Origin of the sequence: Mycolicibacterium sp. lyk4-40-TYG-92, assembly GCF_030209435.1 — a bacterium.
Lineage (GTDB): Bacteria > Actinomycetota > Actinomycetes > Mycobacteriales > Mycobacteriaceae > Mycobacterium.
Window position 1 is genome coordinate 286,029 of the sequence record NZ_JARVRX010000007.1, and the last position, 18,481, is coordinate 304,509.

Genomic DNA, 18,481 nt, shown 5'->3' on the forward strand with positions numbered 1-18,481 from the left:
TCTAGCGCGACGAGCGAGCTGTCTCTCTACGCAACTCGCGCCCTAGTTGGCGGGATACGCCGGCGCCGGAAAGACGCCGCGCAGGATCCAGGGGAACCAATTGATGCCGTGCTCCAACTCGTCGCTGCCGTCGTAGTCGGGGCTCGGGTCGAAGCCGTTGACGCCGCCGCCCTCTTTCGGGTCGCGGTGCGGCGGTTCGGGCAGCTGACCGTAGACGGCGACGACGACGGTGCGGTCCAGGCTGTTCTCGGACCACACGCCCATCTGGTTGTTCGCGCAATTGGCCATGATCGCCTTGATGGCGGGGTCGTAATACCACTGGTTGATGAGCTCGACGCCGCTGATCGCGAGCGCCGGGTTGGTGGCCACCGTCTGCGCCACCGGACCACCGCGGTAGCCCGCCTGCTCGGCCCGCATCTGCGGCGTGGATCCGTCAGAACCGATGTCCCCGTCCAGGTTCCGGTTGATCATCATGTCTTTGGCCTGCCGCTCGGCGGCTTGCTGCAGCTGCGGGTTCACGGCGACGTCGTTGGTGCACCCGGCCTGGTGCTGCACGGTGTAGATGTTCGACACGACGGAATCGTTGAGCCGCTTGTTGTTCGGAATCAGGGTGTTTCCGTTGTCAGCGTGCGCGAGCGGCATGCAGAGCACCGTGCCCAACGGCACGACAGCCAACGCAGAGAGCACCAGCGGCCGGAATCTCATGGTGGAATCCTTCGCGTGAGAGTGATGTTCAGGGATGGACACCTGGCGGTGACTGGTAGTGCGCCGCTGACTTGCGCAGCTGCCAGATCTGCGCGGGGCACAATTCGTTGACGGCCTGCGAGATCAGGTAGGACGCCTGGTAGTCGTCGTCGGTGTTGAAATCGCCTCGTACGTCGCCCATCACCTGGGCGAACGGTTGCCCCGCAGCCACCTTGTCGCAGATGCCGTAGCCGTAGCCCAGGGCCGCATCGGCATTGGGAAAGTTGTAGCCCGGCCGCACGTGCACGCCGATCAGGTACGCCGTCGCATCGGCGTGGGCCGCCGCCGGCGCGAACACCGCCGGCGCCCCGAGCGCCGCCGCGGTGAGCAATCCACAGGTCCATCGCATGGCTGTCATGCGACTCAGATCGGATCGAATTGCGATATGAGCCAACGCCCCTCGACCTTGTCGAGGGTCACGCGAACGCTCGACGCAGTGCTGGTCGGGGCGCTGTCGCCGATGATCATCGTCTGATCCACGAACAGCATCACCACGGCATGCGACGGCGTCGCCTTGGTCCAGGCCGCCGCGGGCACCGTGGCCACCGCCGAGATCTTCTTCTGTTTGGCCCCGGGAATCACCACGTCCTTGGTCAGCGAGGTGTAGGAGTTGAGGAAGTTGCCGGTCATGTACTTCTTGGCGGCTTCCAGATCCTTCTCGACGGTCTCGGGCTTGTAGGACAGCAAGGCGACAGTGCCGTCGGTGGCCGCCTTGGTGGATTCCTTTGCGGCCGTGTCGGTCTGGCTCATCGACACGTCCTTCCACTGCAGGTAGCCGGCCGTGGCGCCGAGCGCCAGGACGAGCGCGGGCAGCAGTCCGTAGACAGCCACGCTCCCCCACGCGACGCGGCGCCGCCCAGCGGCAGGCGCCGCGTCGGTGGTCTCTGCGAGCGATCCGGGTACCGAGTCGTCGACCTCGACCGCGTTGTCGAGTTCATCCACGGAAGCCATTGCCTCGTCGGACTTTTCAGCTGCGGCGTTGTTGCCGCGGGACTTGATCAGTTTCACGGCACAAACTCCACGTTCGACACCTTCATCGCATCACCGACTTTCTGCACCGATATCCGCATCCGCCACTCCCGTGGATCCTGTGCCGGTGCACCGACATTCGCGGTCTTGACCGCCACAGCGACGAGCACCTGCGCGGCGTCACCGGACTCCGACTCCAGCCCGGCCTCGACGATCGAGCCGCTGGATGTTGACTTGGCCTCCTTGACCACCTTGATGAAAGGTGCTGACCGTTTGGCGAAGTCGTCGTAGAACTCCCCCGTCGCGCTGTCGAGGATGCGCTGCACGTCGGCATCGGCGCGCTGCCAGTCGATGGTCGTCAGGTTCAGCGCGCCCTGTCTCGCGGCCTGGACGATCTGGCTCTGCCGCTCGTCGAGCTGAGTCGCGCGGTGCGTCCGCACTGCCAACCACCCGACGAGGGCGCTCAGTGCGATCACCAGGATCAGCCCGATCACCGCCGCCAGCCTGCGCACCGACTTCGGCTTCGTAGGCGTGCCGACAAGCTCGCCGACAAGCTCGTCGGCACCGTCGTCATCGATCTCATCGTCGTCATCGATCTCATCGATGTCGTCGATATCGGGATCGAGTACGGCGACCCCGCCGCCCTCGGTCAGCTCCCCGGCTGCGGCGTCATCATGCTTTGCCATGTCTTCTCCTTCGGAGCCGTGTTCGCCAAATCGGCTTGGGTGTAGGTCTTTCCGTCAGGACCGGTGTAGGTCCCGGACGCCGGGTCGTACTCGGCCACCGCAACCGGCGGCGGTGGCGGCGCACCAGCCGGCGGCGGCGAACCCGGCGGCAGCTGCGGTACGTCCTGCCCGGTCCAGGTGGCGTTCGGATCGCCCTTCCAGTTGTAGCCGTCGTTCAGCGGCACATACTGTTCGTCGCTCTCGCACTGCTTGACAGTGGCGGCGCGCTTGCCGGGCACGGTCTCGCACGGCAGGTTCTTCGCGCCACGGACGTTGAACATGCTGTCCTGCGGGGTCCGGCAGTAGAGGTTGCCGGCCGGAAGCTCCGGGTAGTCCTCCAACGCCGGATTGCGCATCTGCTGGGCCGGCAGATAGCCGGTGGAACATACCGGCGGCAGGTTCAAATTCAAGTTGAAGCTCAGGTACGCGCCCTTGTAGGCCTGCTTGGTATCGCGATTCGCGATAGTCACACCCTGGGCTGCTTCCGTCGTACGGGGCAGCAGGACCAGGAGCTGTTCGAGGTTGGGTTGGTAGGTGATCGCCACTTTGTTGATGGACACCAGATTCGCCAGCACCACCGGCAATGTCGGTCGCAACCGGTTGAACAACTGCCCCATTTCACCGAACGCCGGGCCGCCCTTGTCGAGCACCGTGCCCAGCGCCTTGTCCTGCTGTTGCAGTTCAGTGGTCACGGTGGCGACATTGGATGCCCACGCCTGGATCGCGCCCGAGGAGTTGGACTGCGAATCGAGCACGGGCTTGACCTGATCGATCAGCTTGAGCATCGGGTCGAGGTTGGCGCGCGCGTCGATGGCCAGCTGGCTACCGCCCTTGACGATGCGGGAGAGCTCCGGTCCCAAACCGCCTACGGCCGTGGCCGATTCATCGATGACCGTCTTGAGATTGTCCTTGGGTACCGCTTTGAGACCCTTGGTCAATGAGTCGATCACGGTGTTGATGTCCACCGGCACCGACGTGTGCGCCAGCGGGATCACGTCGCCGTCCTTGAGCGGTCGCGAGTTCGCGCTGCGCGGTGTCAGTTGCACGAACTGCTCACCGATCGCCATCTGGCTGTGCACGTCGGCCTGCACGTCCGACGGAATGTCGGTGCCCGAATTGAGCGACAGCTCCGCTTGCACGCCGGTGGGCGTCAGACCCACGGACTGCACCCGGCCCACCACGGTGCCGCGGTAGGTGACGTTGCCGGTCGCGTACAGACCGCCAGTCTCGGGCAGCTCCATCTTCACCACATAGCGACCGATGCCGAACAGCTTGGCGGGCAACTGCATGTAGATGAGGCTCATCATGGTCACCGCGATCAATGCGATGACGGCGAAGATCGCGAGCTGAATTCTCACGCGTTTGTCTAGGTGCATTTACGGCCCCTGGTCCCAGCGGTACGGAATGGTCAGCGGATTGCCCGGGTTGAACGGACCGCCCGCGGTACACGGGCTCGGGAACTGGCCGATGGTGCGGCCCCACTGCAGTTCCATCTCCGTCAGGTCGCACTCCCACCGGGTGCCGGTGAAGAACGCCTGATCGATGCGGCTGAGGGTGAGGTCCACGACCGCGGTGAGATTCGCGAAGTCACCGCGCTGCCACTTCTCGATGGTGTCGCTCGGGAAGGGCACCGTGGGAATGAAGCTCAGCGCCCGGGTCATGGCAGGCCCGGCGTTGGCGAGCTGCTCCAGCGTCGGCCCCAACTCCCGCAGTTCCTTGACCAGATTTTCCCTCGACTTGGTCACGGTGTCTGTTGCCAGCGCGGCGAACTTACTGAGCTTGTCAGCCGCGGTGACCAGGTTCTCGCGCTCACCGTTGACCACCGCCAGTGCTTGCGGGATGGTGTCGATCGCGCGGTCGAGGACCGGCTGGTTCGCGGCGAGCTTGCCCACCACCTGGTTCAGGCTTTCCGACGCGGCAATGATGTCGGGGGTCTGGTCCTTGAGGTACCCGGTGAACTGGTCGAGCTGCTTGATGAGGCTTCGCAGGTCTTCGGCCCGCCCATGAAATGCGGTGCTGAGCGCTTCGGTGATGTCCTGCACGTTGCCGATGCCACCGCCATTGAGCACCATCGACACCGCCGACAGCGTCTGCTCGACCGAGGGGAAACTCCCGCTGTTCGCGAGCGGAATCACCGATCCCTGGTGCAGTTTGCCTTGCGGCCGAACATCTTTGGGCGGCAGCAGTTCGAGGTGCAGCGTGCCCAGCAGACTGGTCAATCCGAGCTTGACGATCGAGTTCGCCGGCACGTCCACATCACCGTTGAGCTTCATGGTGACCAGGGCATGCCAATCCTGCCGCTCGATCTTGGTGACCGTGCCGACGGTGACGTCAGCGACCCGGACCCGCGAATTCTCTTGCAGGTTGGTGACATCCGCCATCTGGGCCTGGACTTCGAACGCCCCGGGTCCCCCGCCTTCGGTGCCCGGCAGCGGCAGGCTGTTCGCGCCGCGCCACCCCGAGCAGCCGGCCGAAGCCAGCAACGTCAGAGCGGCGAGGGCGCATCCGGCCGCAGAGCGCAAACGGCGGCTCATGACCCACCGCCCGCTGCTGGCGTCATCATCCCGGCCAACCCGGCGTTGGCGTCGGTGGTGACTGTCGGTGCCGGCGGCGGCTCGGGCGCTGGAGCCGCCTGTTGTGCCACGGGGGCTGCAGCCGGCCGCGACGGTGGCACGTAATCGGGCCGCATCCAGTCCTCGCTGTAGGTGACTTCGTTGGGCCTGGCCTGGGTGCCGACAAACAGGTTCTCGCCCAACGGCGGGAAGTTGTACTGGCGGTTCTTGACGATCGGTGCCAGGTACTGCGCGCACAGCTTCGCGGACTGGTCTGCGCCGAGGCGGGACGCGGCCTGGATCGCACCGCAGATGAAGCTGACCGGGTTGGCGAAGTTGTTGACCGCCAGGATGCCGGTCAGCGAGCCGACCGCGGGCTCGTAGATGTTGTTGAGATCGGCCAGCGCGGTAGGCGCCACGTGGAGCACCTGCTTGATGTCATCGAGGCTGCCCACCACCGCGTTGCTGATCGAGGCCAGCTTGTCCGACGCCGTCCCCGCGGCTTCCTTGTTGTCCGCGACGAAGGTCCGCAGGTCGTCGGCGACCGAACCCATGTCGTTCAACGCCCGACCGATCTTCGTCGGATCGTCGGCGAGCAGTCCGGACACCTCGGCCAGGTTGCCGTTCAGCCGCTCCAGCAGTCCGGTGCTGTCCTGCAGCGCGGACACCAAGGTCGACAGATTCTTGAACGTCGTGAACAAGTCGTTGCTGTGATCGCCGAGGACCGAGACCGCCTGCGACAGCTTGATCACCGACTCCCTGATGCTGGCGCCCTGCCCGCGCAGGTTGTCGGCAGCGGTGTTGATGAACCCGCCGAGGGTGCTCACCCCACCGGGCTGGTCTGGCTTGAGTAGATCGGCGAGCCGTTGCAACTGTGACCGGACCTGATCCCATTCCACCGGAACGGCCGTCCGGTTCTGCGGGATGACGGCGCCGCCGGTCATTGTCGGCCCGCCACGGTAGGGCGGGATCAGCTGAATCGCCCTGCCGGTCACCAACTGTGGCGACAGGATGACGGCCTTCGCTTCGGCCGGCACCTTGTACTTGTCGGCGAACCAGAAGGTGATCTTCACCCGCTGCGGCTGCGGCTCGATCTTCTCGACCTTGCCGACGGGCACGCCTTGGATCATCACGTCGTCGCCGGCGAACAGCTGATTGCTGTTGTCGAAGTAGCCGACGACTTCGGTGTGTGACATGCGGTCGAAAGCCTGCAGCGCGAAGTAGCCGCCGCCGAGAACCAGGGCCACCACGGCTGCCACGATGAGCGCGCGTGTGGGCAGCTTGCTCATTGGTGTCCTCCTGCCCTCGGGATCTCAACCGGGTCCGACACATTCACCGGCGGTGTCTTCGGCGGTTCCGGCATGGCTGTCTGACCGGGCGCCAGCGCCGGCGGTCCGGGTGGCGGTCCGCCCGGCGGCGGTGCCGGCGGCGGTTCGCGGTACGGGTAGCAGCCGGGACCGGGCAATTGGGGGCCGCAATTGGCATCGCCGGGCTTGCCGGTGATGGCGTCGGGGATGGTCAGGTGCGGCTCGCCGCCTTGACCGGTCCGGGGGAACGGCACCGGCAACGGCGGGGTGCCCGGCTGACCGGTCTGCGGATCCTGAAGCTGCGACGGCAGTTTCGTGTTCGGGTCCACCCCGAGGTCCGAGAATGCGGCATCGACGAACGGCTGCACGAACTGTCCGGGCAGCAGGTTGACGATGTAGGCCTTGAAGAACGGACCCGAACCGACTGCGTCACCCAACGCCATGGCGTATTGGCTGAGTCCCTTCATCGCCTGCGTCAGACGTTCCTTGCGGTTGTCGACAATCGCCAGCACTCCGTTGAGTTTGTCCAGCGCCGGCCGCAATTGGGCCCGGTTCTCGGCGATCAATCCCTTGAGTTGCTGCGAGACCGACGACAGGCTGTTCCACAGCTGGCTGACCGCGGCGCTCTGCGAACGCAGTTGCACCAGTAGCGCGTTGGTGTTCCGCACCAGGCCCACCACCTGATCGCTGCGCTTGGCCAGCACGGTCGTTGCCTTCGAGGCGTTTTCGAGCAGGGTGCGCAGTTGCGCGTCGCGGTCGTTGAGGGTCTTGGAGAACCGCGCGATGCCGTTCACCGCTTCCTTCAAGTCCGGTGCGGTGTTCGCGAAAGCCTCCGAGACGGTGGCCAGGGAGTCTGACAACTGATGCGTATCCAGTCCGCTGATGGCGGTGGTCACATCGCCCAGGGCATCGGGGAGCTGATAAGCCGACGTTGTCCGTTCCAGCGGGATGGTGCCGGTGAGATCCCCACTGCCCTTGGGCAGGACCTCGAGCATCTTGCTGCCCAGGACACCCTTGGTCTTGATCGCGGCCTCGGTGCGCTCCCCGAGGTGCACGTTGTCATCGATGCTGAACTTCACCAGCACCCTGGGACCGTCGAGGTCGATGCTGGCGACCCGACCCGCCGGGAATCCCGAAATGTCTACCGGCGCACCGGTGTGCAGTCCGCTGGCGTCTTCGAAATAGCCCGAGTACGTGGTCATTCCACTGACAAACGGAATCTTCTGGAACAGCAGTGCGACGGCGGCGATCACCACGACGGACGTGATCCCGATCGCGCCAAGGGCGAAGTGGCTTCGCTCGGCAAAAGGCTTCATCTGGGCGTGCACCGTCCCGTGGTCTGGCTGGCGACCTTGACGTACATCGGTTGTCCGCCCTTGCCGTTGAGCTTGAGCACCGCGTCGCACAGGTAGAAGCTGAAGAAGTCGCCGTAGATGCCCTGACGGGACAGCGCGCGGTACTTGTCGGGCAGGGTGTTGAGGAAGTTGTCGAAGTACTCGTGGTCGGCCACCACCAGGCCCGCGACCCGGTCCACTTCATGGACGGTCTTGGCCAGCGGAGGCCTGGCCTCGGTCAGCAAGCCGGCGATCGAGTTGGCGGCCGCGTCGGTGTAGGCGACGGCGTTCGAGATGTCCGTCTTGCGTTGTGCCAGCCGGTCAACCAGCTCCGACAGTGAGACCACGGCCTTGTCGAGCTTGTCGCTCTTGCCACCGAAAGCGGTGAGAACCGAGTTCAAATTGACGACGACCTCTCCGATCAATTGATCACGGTCGGCCAAAGTGTTGGTGACCACCGCGGCCTGCGCCAAGAACGACCCGATCGACGGTCCCTGCCCCTGCAGCGCCTGGATCAACTGTCCGCTCAGATCGTTGATCTTGTCCGGGCTGAGGGCCTGGAACAGCGGACGGAAGCCGCCGATGACGGCGTCGAGATCGAGTGCGGGCTGGGTGCGGCTGACGGGAATCGTGTCGCCTGCATTGAGCTTCCTGGTACCGCCGGCGCCTTCCTCCAGCGCCAGGAACCTATCGCCGACCACGTTGTCATACCGGATCACCGCACGGGTGCCCTCGGTCAGCACGACGGAACTGTCCGCGCTGAATTCCACCGTCACCGTCGAGTCGCGGTTGATCTTCACGCTCTGGACCTGACCGACTTCCACACCCGCGATGCGAACGTGGCTGTCCTTCTTCATGTTCGAGACGTTGGCGAACGTGGCGAAGTAGTTGTGCCCCTTCTCGAATCGCAGGTCGGCGAAGACCGCCCAGAGAGCCACCGTGCCGAACGCACACACCGTCAGGAAGATGGCCAGACGCACCATCGTGCCTTTAAGACTCTCCACGGCACTCCTCCTGTCTCGGTCGTTGGTTGATCGTCATGGTCAGTTCCCGCCCACCTCGGCCGGCAACGCAGGCGCGTCCACCGGTGGCGGGGCCTCCCCAGCGGGCCCAGGGGCCGATTGCGGTTGTGCGTCAGCGGGATTGGGCGCCGCAGGCGGCACGCCCGGCCACAGCGGCACCCCGCCGGGTCCGTACAGCGCCGCGCCATAGGGCGGCGCCCCGGGGTACGGGATCGGACCGGGAGCCGGACCGGGCAGGCACTGCCTGATGCTCGGGGTCTGCGGCACCGCGCGGGTGGTCTGGAACCACTGTCCGTAGCACGGACTTCCGATGCCCGGGTTCGGCCGGATGTCCAGGCCGGTACCCCAGCCCGTGTTCGTGATCATTTGTCGCACCGGGAAGTTCTTGGCGATGTCGGGCAACGAACCGCAGCCAGGCTTTCCGCCCGGTCCGCCCTTCGCCCCGTTGATCGGCAGGTTGTCGGGGAAGACGTACGGATTCTTGCCCGGCAGCAGCGTCGCGTCCAGGATCAGAGACCGCCCGTCGTCGCCACCGAACACGCCCCAGGCACCCGAGTCGAGGAACTTCTTGGTGCCTTCCAGCCAGCAGGTATATCCCGGGCTGTACTTCAGCAAGAGGTTCGTCGTGGGTTCCAGCGTGTTGATCGCGTCGACGAAATTGTCCTTGTTCGGCCCCAGCAGGTCGGTGCCGGCCTCGGAGAATCCGATGACGTTCATCAGCAGGCTGTCGAGCGACTTGGACTTGTTCGTGACCGTGACGCTTGTGGTGCTGGCGGCATTCAAGATCTTCACGATGTTGTCCGCGGCCTGGCCATAGGTGTCGTTGAACTGTTTGAACGACCGCCAATCGTCTTTGATCTTGTCCGAGCGGGCGTTGAGTGCGGTCAGCACCTCGTTCAGATCCGTTGTCGCCTGTCCCATCCGCTCGCCCTGGCCGCGGACGCCGTCGGCGACGGCGCTCAACACCGAGTTCAGCTTGGCCGGATCGACCATGTCCAACAGATTCACGATGTTCTCGAAGACCGTGTCGACCTCTGTGGTCGTGTGGACCGCGTGCAGCACAGTGCCGTCGGCAATGCGAGCGCTACTGGGCGTCTGCGGATACACCAGGTCCACGAACTTGGCGCCGAACGCCGTCGTCACACTCACCTGGGCACCGACGTTGGCGGGAATGTACTTCACCTGATCCGGATCGAGCTTGAGTTGCAGGGTCGCCCCCGACTTGTTGACATCGATCTGGCTGACGCGCCCCACCAGCACGCCGCGCATCTTCACCTTCGCGTTGTTCTCCAGCACCAGTCCGGCGCGGTCAGCCATCACCGTCACCGGCACGTAGGACTTCGCCGCACCGGTGAAGATGACCACGGTCACCACCATGAACATTGCCGTGAACACCACCAGCGCCAGTGCCCACCATGAGTTCGGGATCCGTCGATCTCCCTTGCGCGTTTCCACCCGCTAACCCGCCATGTTGAAGTTGCCGGTCTGCCCGTAGATGGCCAGGGATATGAAGACGATCTCGATGGCCGCGATCACCATGGACAAGCGCACCGCACCGCCGACCGCCTCACCGACCCCGGCCGGACCACCGGAGGCGTTGAACCCGAAGTAGGTGTGCACCAGCATGATGACGACCGTCATCGCGACGCATTGCGCGAACGACCACATCAGGTCGGTCGGGTTCAGAAACGTGTTGAAGTAGTGGTCGTACACGCCGGCGCCCTGCCCGTAGATGGTGGTGGTGCCCATCCGCGCGGCGAAGAACGCCATCATCACCGCCACGCAGTACAGCGGGATCACCACGACCACGGCGGCCAGCACCCGCGTCGAGGCCAGGTAGGTGATGCTGCGGATACCGATGACCTCGAGCGCGTCGATCTCCTCGTTGATGCGCATGGCGCCGATCTGCGCGGTGGCACCGGCCCCGATCGTGGCCGACAGCGCCACCGCGGTGGTCGCAGGCACGATCATCCGGACGTTGAGGAACGCCGATGCGAAGCCGGTGAGGGCCTCGAAGCCGACGGATGAGAACTGGTTGTAGCCCTGGATCGCCACGAGGGCACCGGTGGTCATCGTCAAGAAGCCGACGATCGCGACGGTGCCACCGACGACGACCAGCGCGCCGGTGCCCAATCCCGTTGCCGCGATGAGCCGCAACAGCTCCGCACGGTAATTCATCACCGCATCCGGAATCGCGGTGATGGTCTTCACGTAGAACGCGGCTTCCTCGCCCAACCTGTTCCACCGATTGACCACGGTCTTGTTCAGCTTGTCGAGCCGCGGGTACATGCGGCTGGGGACATCGACTGTCATCGCTTCACCTCACGACACCGTGTATTGGATCGCGACCGCGGTCACGATGACGTTGATGGCGAACAGCACCATGAAGGTGAACACCACGGTCTCGTTCACCGCGTTGCCCACACCCGCGGGACCGCCTTTGACGGAAGTGCCCTTGTAGCAAGCGATCAGGCCGGCAGCCATGCCGAACAAGGTCGCCTTGATCAACGCGACGATGATGTCCCCGGGGCCGGTGAGCAGGTCCAGTCCGCCGACGAACGCGCCCGCCGAGACGTGCTGAACCGCCACGCAGAACAGGAAGGCGCCGATCAGCCCCACGAGAATCACCGTGGCGGACAAGGCCAATGCCACCGTCGTGGCGGCCAGCACGCGGGGCACCACCAAGGACCGGATGGGGTTGATACCCATCACGCGCAGCGCGTCGAGTTCTTCGCGGATGGTCCGGGCCCCGAGGTCGGCACACATCGCCGTGGCGCCCGCCCCCGACACGACGAGCACCGTGACGATCGGGCCGATCTGGTTCACCGTGCCGATCGCGGCGCCGGTGCCCGAGAAGTCGGCCGCGCCGAATTCCGTCAGCAGAATGTTGAAGGTAAATGTCAGCAGCACCGCGAACGGCATTGTCAACAGCAACGCGGGCAGCACCGATACCCGCGCGACGAACCATGTCTGCATCACATACTCATGCCACGCGAATGGCGGCTGGAACATTTGCACAAAGGTGTCGAAAGTCATGGCGAAGAAGCCGCCCAATGAGGTGACCGGCTTAGCCGCAGTGCGAGCAATGGCTACCATTTATCGCCCGCGCTTTCCAGCCATTGCGCGTAGTCCACTACATATGGTCGATAAGCGATCGCTGCGGCCAACATGAGTGGAGACGCTATCAATGCAGGTCATCGACCGATACCTCCAGATGGAGGGATCTAGCGGTGTGATGCACCCCCCATCAGGGGGACATGTGTGAACTGGCCCACACCCGCTCCGCGGAATCGGAATTCCGTCCTGACGGCATGAATAATCCATCGAATAGGGCTACCGAATCGGTGTCCGAATAACCACACGAACGCGACCTAATTCACCGTAGCGGCAATAAATTCAGAAAAAAGGGCGCGACTATTGCGCCCGTTCACCGAATCCGGACTGTGCATCCATGTAAAGAGTGATGGCTTCCAGCCGATTGGCGGCGCCGATCTTGCGCAGGATACGTTTCACGTGCGTCTTGACCGTTTCGACCGAGACGACGAGCTCTTCGGCGATCTCCGCGTTGGCGTCGCCGCGCACCATCCTGACGAACACGTCACGTTCGCGGTTGGACAACGCCGCCGCGAACACATCTACCGCGGCGTCCGACTCGAACGTGCCATCGTCGCCGTCCGCGTCCAGACTGACGGCTGTTCCGGCAATGCGATCAGCTTCCTCGGCCAGCCGCGCGGCAGCACCGATGATCGATACCCGAAGCTGTTCCACCCGTTGCGAATTCAATAACCGCTCGTAGACGAAGGAGTACACCGACAGCAGCAAGCTCAGCGTGTCGACATCGCCGTCAGCGATGGCGCCCCGGGCGCGCGACATGTGGACCAGTGCCACCACCTTCGCTTCGACGACGATCGGCGCGACCAGATAGTTCGGGGCACCCAGAACGTCGCAGAAGGCTTCGGTGGCCGGCACCTCGTCGCCGTCGGCGTGCACGATCCGCCGGAACCTGACGCAGTCCTGCTCGGCGATACAGGCCGTGCGCGGCACCGGTTTTCCCGTGCCGCGCGTGCCGTGCGTTGTCACGGGGATCAATTTGTCGGGCGCTATCGACGACAACACCGCGCTGCTGAATCCGATGGTGTGACACAACTCTGTGCACACCTGACGTTCGAGCGCCTGCACCGACGGGGCGGCTTTCAACCGCCGGATGCTGTCGATCACCGACCGCGCCGTCGCACCGGAGTCGTCACCGCTGATCAGCCGCGCCTCGACCTGCGCTTGCAGGGACGCCATCAGGAGCCGCTGAGCCACGGCCGGCATGAGAGCGATGCCTTCGCCGTCATCACCGAAGAGCACCTCCTCGGTCGTGGACGCCGAGTTCGCGATGGCTTGCTCGAGGGTGGTCGCCTTGGTCGACCGCGGCAGGTTGAGCACGCTGCGCAGGTGTCCGTCAATCTGATTGAGCCTGGTCACCATCGCTCGGCGCGTCATCGTGAACGTCCGCTCCCCACGCCGGCGTCCATCGCCAGGTACATCGCGAGGGCGGCCGCCCGGTTGGTGGTGTTGAACTTCTCGGCGATGCGTTTGAGGTGCGACTTCACGGTGCCTTCGGAAATCAGCAGACACCGCGCGATGTCCCGATTGGTGGCGCCCGTCGCGACGTAGGACATGACCTCCCGCTCGCGCGGGGTCAGCTCGGGCGACGCGGGCTGATCACCGGCCGGCCGGGCCGCCGTGTCGGGGTCACCCGCAGCCGGCACCGAGGCGCCCGCAGGCACCGACCGCGTCATGAGTTGATCCATTGTGGCGCACAGCTTGTCGACCTCGATGCGCTGCTGCGACACCTTTTCCTCGAGTGCAGCCCGCTCGTACACCACTGCCAGGCACTCGGCGAATGCTTCGAGCAGATCGAATTGATCCATGACCGTGGTGTCGAGGCCTTCAGGGAAGTCGGCATGCAGTATTCCGATCACCGTGCCGCCCACGGTGATCGGCGCCGCGAGGTAGTCCTGGCGGACGGATGCGGTTGCGCGGGACACGACGACCCCGTGTCGCCGACGGATCAGGGCGGCCTCCGGCTCGGAATCCTCGAACGGGACGGGCGCGCCCACCGAGAACCCTTGGAAGGAGCCAGAAGTGGCGGCACGACCGTGCAGATGCCGCGGCAGCCAGTCGTTCTCGCGAACTGTGGAGACCATCACCCGGGTGAATCCGAAGTCCCGGCACAACAACGCCATCGCGGTCTTGATGGTCTCCCGCGACGACGATCCGCGTAGTGCATCGACAGCGTGGCGAATGGCGTTCAGGCGCCCGACTCCACGAGCCGCCTCACGACCATTGAGCTCCCGTCGGAGCCGCTGGACCCCGGCCAACAGGTCCTCGGTCGCGCCACCGGCAGCGCGCTGCCGCTCGAGGCGGTGCCGAAGGCAATCCAGTTGACGATCCAGCTGGCGGTGCGGGCCGGATCCACGGTGGTTGCACACTGGCGTGTGCAGATGGTCAGCGTCTGTCGCCACCTCAGCGCGCCCGGCGATGACCGTGACCATTCACTCCCCTGCCTTGAGGTCGAATCATGTCTGATGTCAACAAGTTCCACGACGTCCATGGCCAAACGGGTCGACAGCGCCGGCAGCTCTGTCCAGCTGCGGTCAATTCGCGTTCAACAACCGTTTGAAATGTTGCTACGGCGATTCTGCGCGGGCGACAGCTTTCGAACTATGTCCGCAACCGACGAAAAAACGAGAACTACCCGTCCCGCTCTGTCCTGACGCAACAAACCTGTGAGCCAGCAAACCCCAGCGCCGTGTAGAGGGAGGGTCTACAGATACGCGGTCTGATTGACCAACCGCACTGCGGATCCGCCGTCACCGAAGAACTCGGCGATGCTCAGTGACGCCAGGTCCAGGTGCAGTCGGTAGAGGATGCCCGGGCCAGCATCGAGCGCCTGCCGCAGGATGGTCTTGATCGGCGTGACATGCGAGACCACGAGTACCGTTGTCGCGCCGTGTTCGGCGATGATCCGGTTGCGGGCCCGGCGGATCCGGTGGGTCACCGTATCGAAGCTCTCGCCATTCGGCGGCGCGACGCTCGTGTCCCCCAGCCAGCGGCCGTGCAGCTCCGGATCTCGTTCGGCCGCTTCGCGGAAGGTCAAGCCCTCCCATGCGCCGAAGTCGGTCTCGATGAGGTCGTCGTCGACGGTGACAGCCAGCCCGAGCGCATCCGCTGCCGCCTTCGCGGTGTCCAGCGCCCGCTGCAACGGCGAGCTGATCACGGCCGAGATACCGTCGATACCAGCGACATACGCCGCGGCCGCAGCGGCCTGCGCCCGCCCCAATTCAGTGAGCGGCGGGTTACCCCGGCCCGAGTAACGACGGTTGACCGACAGCTCGGTCTGCCCGTGGCGCAGCAGCAGGAACCGGGTCGGCGCGCCGACCGCGCCGGTCCAGCCGGGCGCGGATGGTTGTGCCGCAGCAGCTTTCGGCTCCGGCTGAGCAACCGGCACCGGGACCGCAACCGACGCCGCATCCATGGCCTCGTTGGCCAACCGGTCGGCATGCGCGTTCTGCGCGCGCGGAATCCACGTGTAGGTCACCCGTCCGAACCGCCGGGCCAGCGCCGCCGCCTCGCGATTCAACGGGATCAGATCCGGGTGCTTGACCTGCCAGCGGCCCGACATCTGCTCGACCACCAGCTTCGAATCCATCGACACCGCAACATCATCGGCATCCAGAGCGGCCGCGGCCTCGAGCCCCGCGATCAGACCCCGGTATTCGGCGACATTGTTGGTCGCCACCCCGATGGAGGCGCTGCTCTCCGCCAACACCTCGGCCCGGTCGGCCGAAAACACCACGGCGCCATAGCCCGCGGGTCCCGGGTTGCCGCGCGACCCGCCGTCGGCCTCGACCAGAACTCTCACAGACCGGTTTCTCCGGCGCGGAAGTCCTTGACCCGCACCAGGATCACCCCGCACTCGGGGCAACGCAGCACGTCGTCGGGAGCGGCCGCCGAAATCCGGGACAGCTCGCCGCGATCCAGGTCGATGCGGCACGCACCGCAGCGGGCCCCCTGCAGCAGCCCGGCGCCAGGGCCGCCCTGCTTGCGCTGCTTTTCGTACATCTCTGCCAGTTCCGGCGCCACCGAGCCCAGCAGTGCCACGCGACGGTCACCTGCCACTTTCCGTGCCTCATCGATGGACACGAGTGCGTTGTCGCGCTCGACCTGCGCCGTAGTCAGATCACCCTGCAGCGCGTCGATCAGAGCCAGCTCCTCATTCTGCTGGCCCTGCAACTCCTCGCGGCGCTCCATGATCTCCAGTTGCTGCTCCTCCAGCGCGGCCTGCCGGCGCTGCAGCGTCTCCAGTTCGTGCTGCAGTTCGGCCACCTGCTTGGCACCGACGGAACCACTGTCCATCAGCTGCTGGTCGCGGGTCTCGCGCTGGCGCACCGCGTCGATCTCGGACTCGAACTTGGCAATCTGCGCATCCAGATCCTCGACCGCGATGCTCAGCGCCGCCAGCCGATCGTTGGCCTCGCGGTGCTCGGCCTGCACGGCTTCGAAGCGCTGCTGCTCGACCAGGTGCGTCGACCGGTGCGTCAGGCGGGTCAGCGCGGCGTCCACTTCGGCCACCTCGAGCAACAAACGTTGTTGCGACACTTCAGCTTTCATCTTCACGTCTCTCAGCAGGTTATCTCGACGTTCCAGGGGTCGGTACGGATCTGGCTGACCCGCACCGGCAACGCATCACCGAATTGTGCACGCAAGACCCCGGCGGCCTGCTCGCACCACGGAAATTCACTCGCCCAATGCGCCACATCGACCAGCGCCACGTCCGATGCGCGGCGGTGCTCGTCGGCCGGATGATGGCGCAGATCGGAGGTGACGTAGACGTCGACGCCCGAGCGCGTCACCGCGTCCAGCAGCGAGTCGCCCGCGCCCCCGCACACCGCGACGCGCGACACCAGCGCGTCCGGATCACCCGATGCCCGTACCCCCCACAATGTGGTGGGCAAACCGCGCGCGACGCGGGAAGCGAAGGCCGACAACGGCTCCGGCGCCGGCAACGAGCAGATGCGCCCGATCCCCACGTCCGACGGCAGCGGCGCCAGGGTGAGGACGTCGAATGCCGGTTCCTCGTAGGGATGTGCCGCGCGCATCGCGGTCAGCACCGCGCGCCGCAGCCGGGACGGCGCGATCACCTCGACGCGGTCCTCGGCGACCTGCTCGATGGCGCCGACCATGCCGATGGTCGGCGTCGCGCCCTCATGCGGCAGGAACTGGCCCACACCCATGGTCGCCCAGCTGCAGTGCGAGTAGTCACCGATCTGGCCGCCGCCGGCGGCGAACATCGCGTCCCGCACCGCGTCGGCGTTCGCATGGGGCACGAAGACGACCCATTTGTCCAGGTCAGCGCGCGTCTCGGCGGGGTCGAGCACGCCCTCGACCTGCAGGCCCAGCGCCTCGGCCAGGGCGTCCGACACCCCGGGCGCGGCGGCATCGGCATTGGTGTGCGCGCTGAACAGCGCCGCGCCGCGGCGGATCAGCGAGTGGATCAGTGCGCCCTTGCCGGTATCGGCGGCCACCGTGTCGACACCGCGCAGCAGCAGCGGATGGTGCGCCAGCAGCAGGCCGCCGTCGGGCACCGACGCCGCGACGGCCGCGGTGGCATCGACCGCGACAGTCACCGACTCCACGTCCTCGGCCGGGTCACCGCACACCAGGCCCACCGAGTCCCAGCTGTGCGCGAGCGCCGGCGGGTACGCGCGGTCGAGCGCGGCGACGACGTCACGCAACGGCACACTCACCAGAGCACCTCCTGTATGGCCTCGACCAGGACCGGCCATTCCGGCCGGACCGCCGCACGCAGGTAACCGTCGGGCAGCCCGACGAATGTGTCGCAGCGGCGTACCGCAATCCCCTTCTCTGCCAAATGCTTCCGGGCCAGTTCGGCGTCCGGCACCGAGAACAGGACGAAGGGTGCGACGCCGTCGGCCGCCGGGAAACCAGCCTTCGCCAGACCTGCCACCATCTCGGTGCGCAGCGCCGCCAGCCGGCGCGCCCCCGACTCGGCCTCCGCAACGGCGTCGGCAGAACAGCACGCCGTCAGCGCCTCCAACTGCAGCGTGCCCAGCGGCCAGTGCGGCCGCTGCGCCGTCAGCCGCGCCAGCACGTCGGGCGCGCCGAGCGCGTAGCCGACCCGCAGCCCGGCCAGCGACCACGTCTTGGTCAGGCTGCGCAGCACCACGACGTCGGGCAGCGACCGGCCGGCCAGCGACTCCGGTTCACCGGGGACCGCGTCGGCAAAGGCCTCGTCGACGACCACGATGCGCCCGGGCGCGCGCAGCGCCAGAATCTCGTCGCGGCGGTGCAGCACGCCGGTCGGATTGGTGGGATTGCCCACAACCACCAGGTCGGCTTCGGCCGGCACCGAGGCGCCGGCCAGCCGGAACGGCGCATCCAGAACCACGTGCGCGACGGGCACGCCGGCGGCGTCGAACACGGCCTGCGGCTCGGTGAACGACGGTGCGATGAGCGCCGCCAGGCGCGGTCGGAGCAGCGGGAGCAGGGCGAACCCCTCAGCGCCACCTACCAGCAGCGCCACTTCATCGAGGTCACGCCCGTGCCGGGCCGCCACGGCCGCGGTGGCCGCCGCCACGTCGGCGGCGGTCGGGTAACTGCCCAGATCGGCCAGCCGGGCCGCGAGCCGGTCGGCCAGCCACTGCGGCGGGCCGGCGCCGCGGACGTTCACCGCGAAGTCGAGCATGCCGGGCGCCACAGCCTGATCGCCGTGATAGCGCGCCCCGAGTTCCACAGCTAGACCCTAGATCAGAGGCG

General features: G+C 66.0%; 18 protein-coding genes. All 18 read right to left on the bottom strand.

Going from position 1 to position 18,481, the window contains the following annotated elements:
* Positions 1-42 precede the first annotated feature (42 nt).
* On the bottom strand, positions 43-705 hold the full coding sequence (locus QRN63_RS13670; RefSeq protein WP_502888128.1) for a CAP domain-containing protein: 663 nt from the start codon (positions 703-705) through the stop codon (positions 43-45).
* Between the two features lie 28 nt (positions 706-733).
* Positions 734-1,093 (bottom strand): DUF732 domain-containing protein, encoded by a 360-nt coding sequence (locus QRN63_RS13675; RefSeq protein WP_502888131.1) that lies wholly within the window; start codon positions 1,091-1,093, stop codon positions 734-736.
* Positions 1,094-1,107: 14 nt separating this feature from the next.
* On the bottom strand, positions 1,108-1,752 hold the full coding sequence (locus QRN63_RS13680) for an Rv1363c family protein (protein ID WP_285031289.1): 645 nt from the start codon (positions 1,750-1,752) through the stop codon (positions 1,108-1,110).
* Positions 1,749-2,399: an Rv1363c family protein gene (locus tag QRN63_RS13685; protein ID WP_285031291.1), complete on the bottom strand. Its 651-nt coding sequence runs from the start codon at positions 2,397-2,399 to the stop codon at positions 1,749-1,751. Before QRN63_RS13685 ends, QRN63_RS13680 begins: the two co-directional genes overlap by 4 nt.
* A complete protein-coding gene (locus QRN63_RS13690) occupies positions 2,363-3,814 on the bottom strand; it encodes an MCE family protein (protein WP_285031293.1) in 1,452 nt (483 codons plus the stop codon). Before QRN63_RS13690 ends, QRN63_RS13685 begins: the two co-directional genes overlap by 37 nt.
* Positions 3,815-4,972 (bottom strand): MCE family protein, encoded by a 1,158-nt coding sequence (locus tag QRN63_RS13695; RefSeq protein ID WP_267319080.1) that lies wholly within the window; start codon positions 4,970-4,972, stop codon positions 3,815-3,817. It abuts the gene before it with no gap.
* Positions 4,969-6,279: an MCE family protein gene (locus QRN63_RS13700; RefSeq protein ID WP_267319081.1), complete on the bottom strand. Its 1,311-nt coding sequence runs from the start codon at positions 6,277-6,279 to the stop codon at positions 4,969-4,971. Before QRN63_RS13700 ends, QRN63_RS13695 begins: the two co-directional genes overlap by 4 nt.
* The gene (locus tag QRN63_RS13705; RefSeq protein ID WP_285031296.1) at positions 6,276-7,613 is read right to left on the bottom strand and encodes an MCE family protein; all 1,338 of its coding nucleotides are present in this window, start codon (positions 7,611-7,613) and stop codon (positions 6,276-6,278) included. Before QRN63_RS13705 ends, QRN63_RS13700 begins: the two co-directional genes overlap by 4 nt.
* Positions 7,610-8,614, bottom strand: a complete 1,005-nt coding sequence (locus tag QRN63_RS13710; RefSeq protein ID WP_267319459.1) for an MCE family protein — start codon at positions 8,612-8,614, stop codon at positions 7,610-7,612. The genes QRN63_RS13705 and QRN63_RS13710 overlap by 4 nt, the downstream gene beginning before the upstream one ends.
* A 60-nt stretch (positions 8,615-8,674) precedes the next feature.
* Positions 8,675-10,108: an MCE family protein gene (locus QRN63_RS13715; protein WP_285031298.1), complete on the bottom strand. Its 1,434-nt coding sequence runs from the start codon at positions 10,106-10,108 to the stop codon at positions 8,675-8,677.
* 3 nt (positions 10,109-10,111) lie between these two features.
* Positions 10,112-10,966, bottom strand: coding sequence for an ABC transporter permease (locus QRN63_RS13720; RefSeq protein WP_267319084.1), 855 nt, complete (start codon positions 10,964-10,966; stop codon positions 10,112-10,114).
* A gap of 9 nt (positions 10,967-10,975) precedes the next feature.
* Positions 10,976-11,749: an MlaE family ABC transporter permease gene (locus QRN63_RS13725; protein ID WP_043399751.1), complete on the bottom strand. Its 774-nt coding sequence runs from the start codon at positions 11,747-11,749 to the stop codon at positions 10,976-10,978.
* A 318-nt stretch (positions 11,750-12,067) separates the two neighbouring features.
* Positions 12,068-13,141: a helix-turn-helix transcriptional regulator gene (locus QRN63_RS13730; RefSeq protein WP_285031303.1), complete on the bottom strand. Its 1,074-nt coding sequence runs from the start codon at positions 13,139-13,141 to the stop codon at positions 12,068-12,070.
* On the bottom strand, positions 13,138-14,196 hold the full coding sequence (locus tag QRN63_RS13735) for a LuxR C-terminal-related transcriptional regulator (protein ID WP_285031304.1): 1,059 nt from the start codon (positions 14,194-14,196) through the stop codon (positions 13,138-13,140). Before QRN63_RS13735 ends, QRN63_RS13730 begins: the two co-directional genes overlap by 4 nt.
* A 272-nt stretch (positions 14,197-14,468) precedes the next feature.
* Positions 14,469-15,566, bottom strand: a complete 1,098-nt coding sequence (locus QRN63_RS13740; protein WP_267319087.1) for a bifunctional RNase H/acid phosphatase — start codon at positions 15,564-15,566, stop codon at positions 14,469-14,471.
* Positions 15,563-16,315, bottom strand: coding sequence for a zinc ribbon domain-containing protein (locus QRN63_RS13745; protein ID WP_285031375.1), 753 nt, complete (start codon positions 16,313-16,315; stop codon positions 15,563-15,565). The genes QRN63_RS13740 and QRN63_RS13745 overlap by 4 nt, the downstream gene beginning before the upstream one ends.
* Positions 16,316-16,326: 11 nt before the next feature.
* Positions 16,327-17,451: a Nif3-like dinuclear metal center hexameric protein gene (locus tag QRN63_RS13750; RefSeq protein WP_285031307.1), complete on the bottom strand. Its 1,125-nt coding sequence runs from the start codon at positions 17,449-17,451 to the stop codon at positions 16,327-16,329.
* Positions 17,448-18,458: an Rv2231c family histidinol phosphate aminotransferase CobC gene (cobC, locus tag QRN63_RS13755; RefSeq protein WP_285031309.1), complete on the bottom strand. Its 1,011-nt coding sequence runs from the start codon at positions 18,456-18,458 to the stop codon at positions 17,448-17,450. Before cobC ends, QRN63_RS13750 begins: the two co-directional genes overlap by 4 nt.
* Positions 18,459-18,481 lie beyond the last annotated feature (23 nt).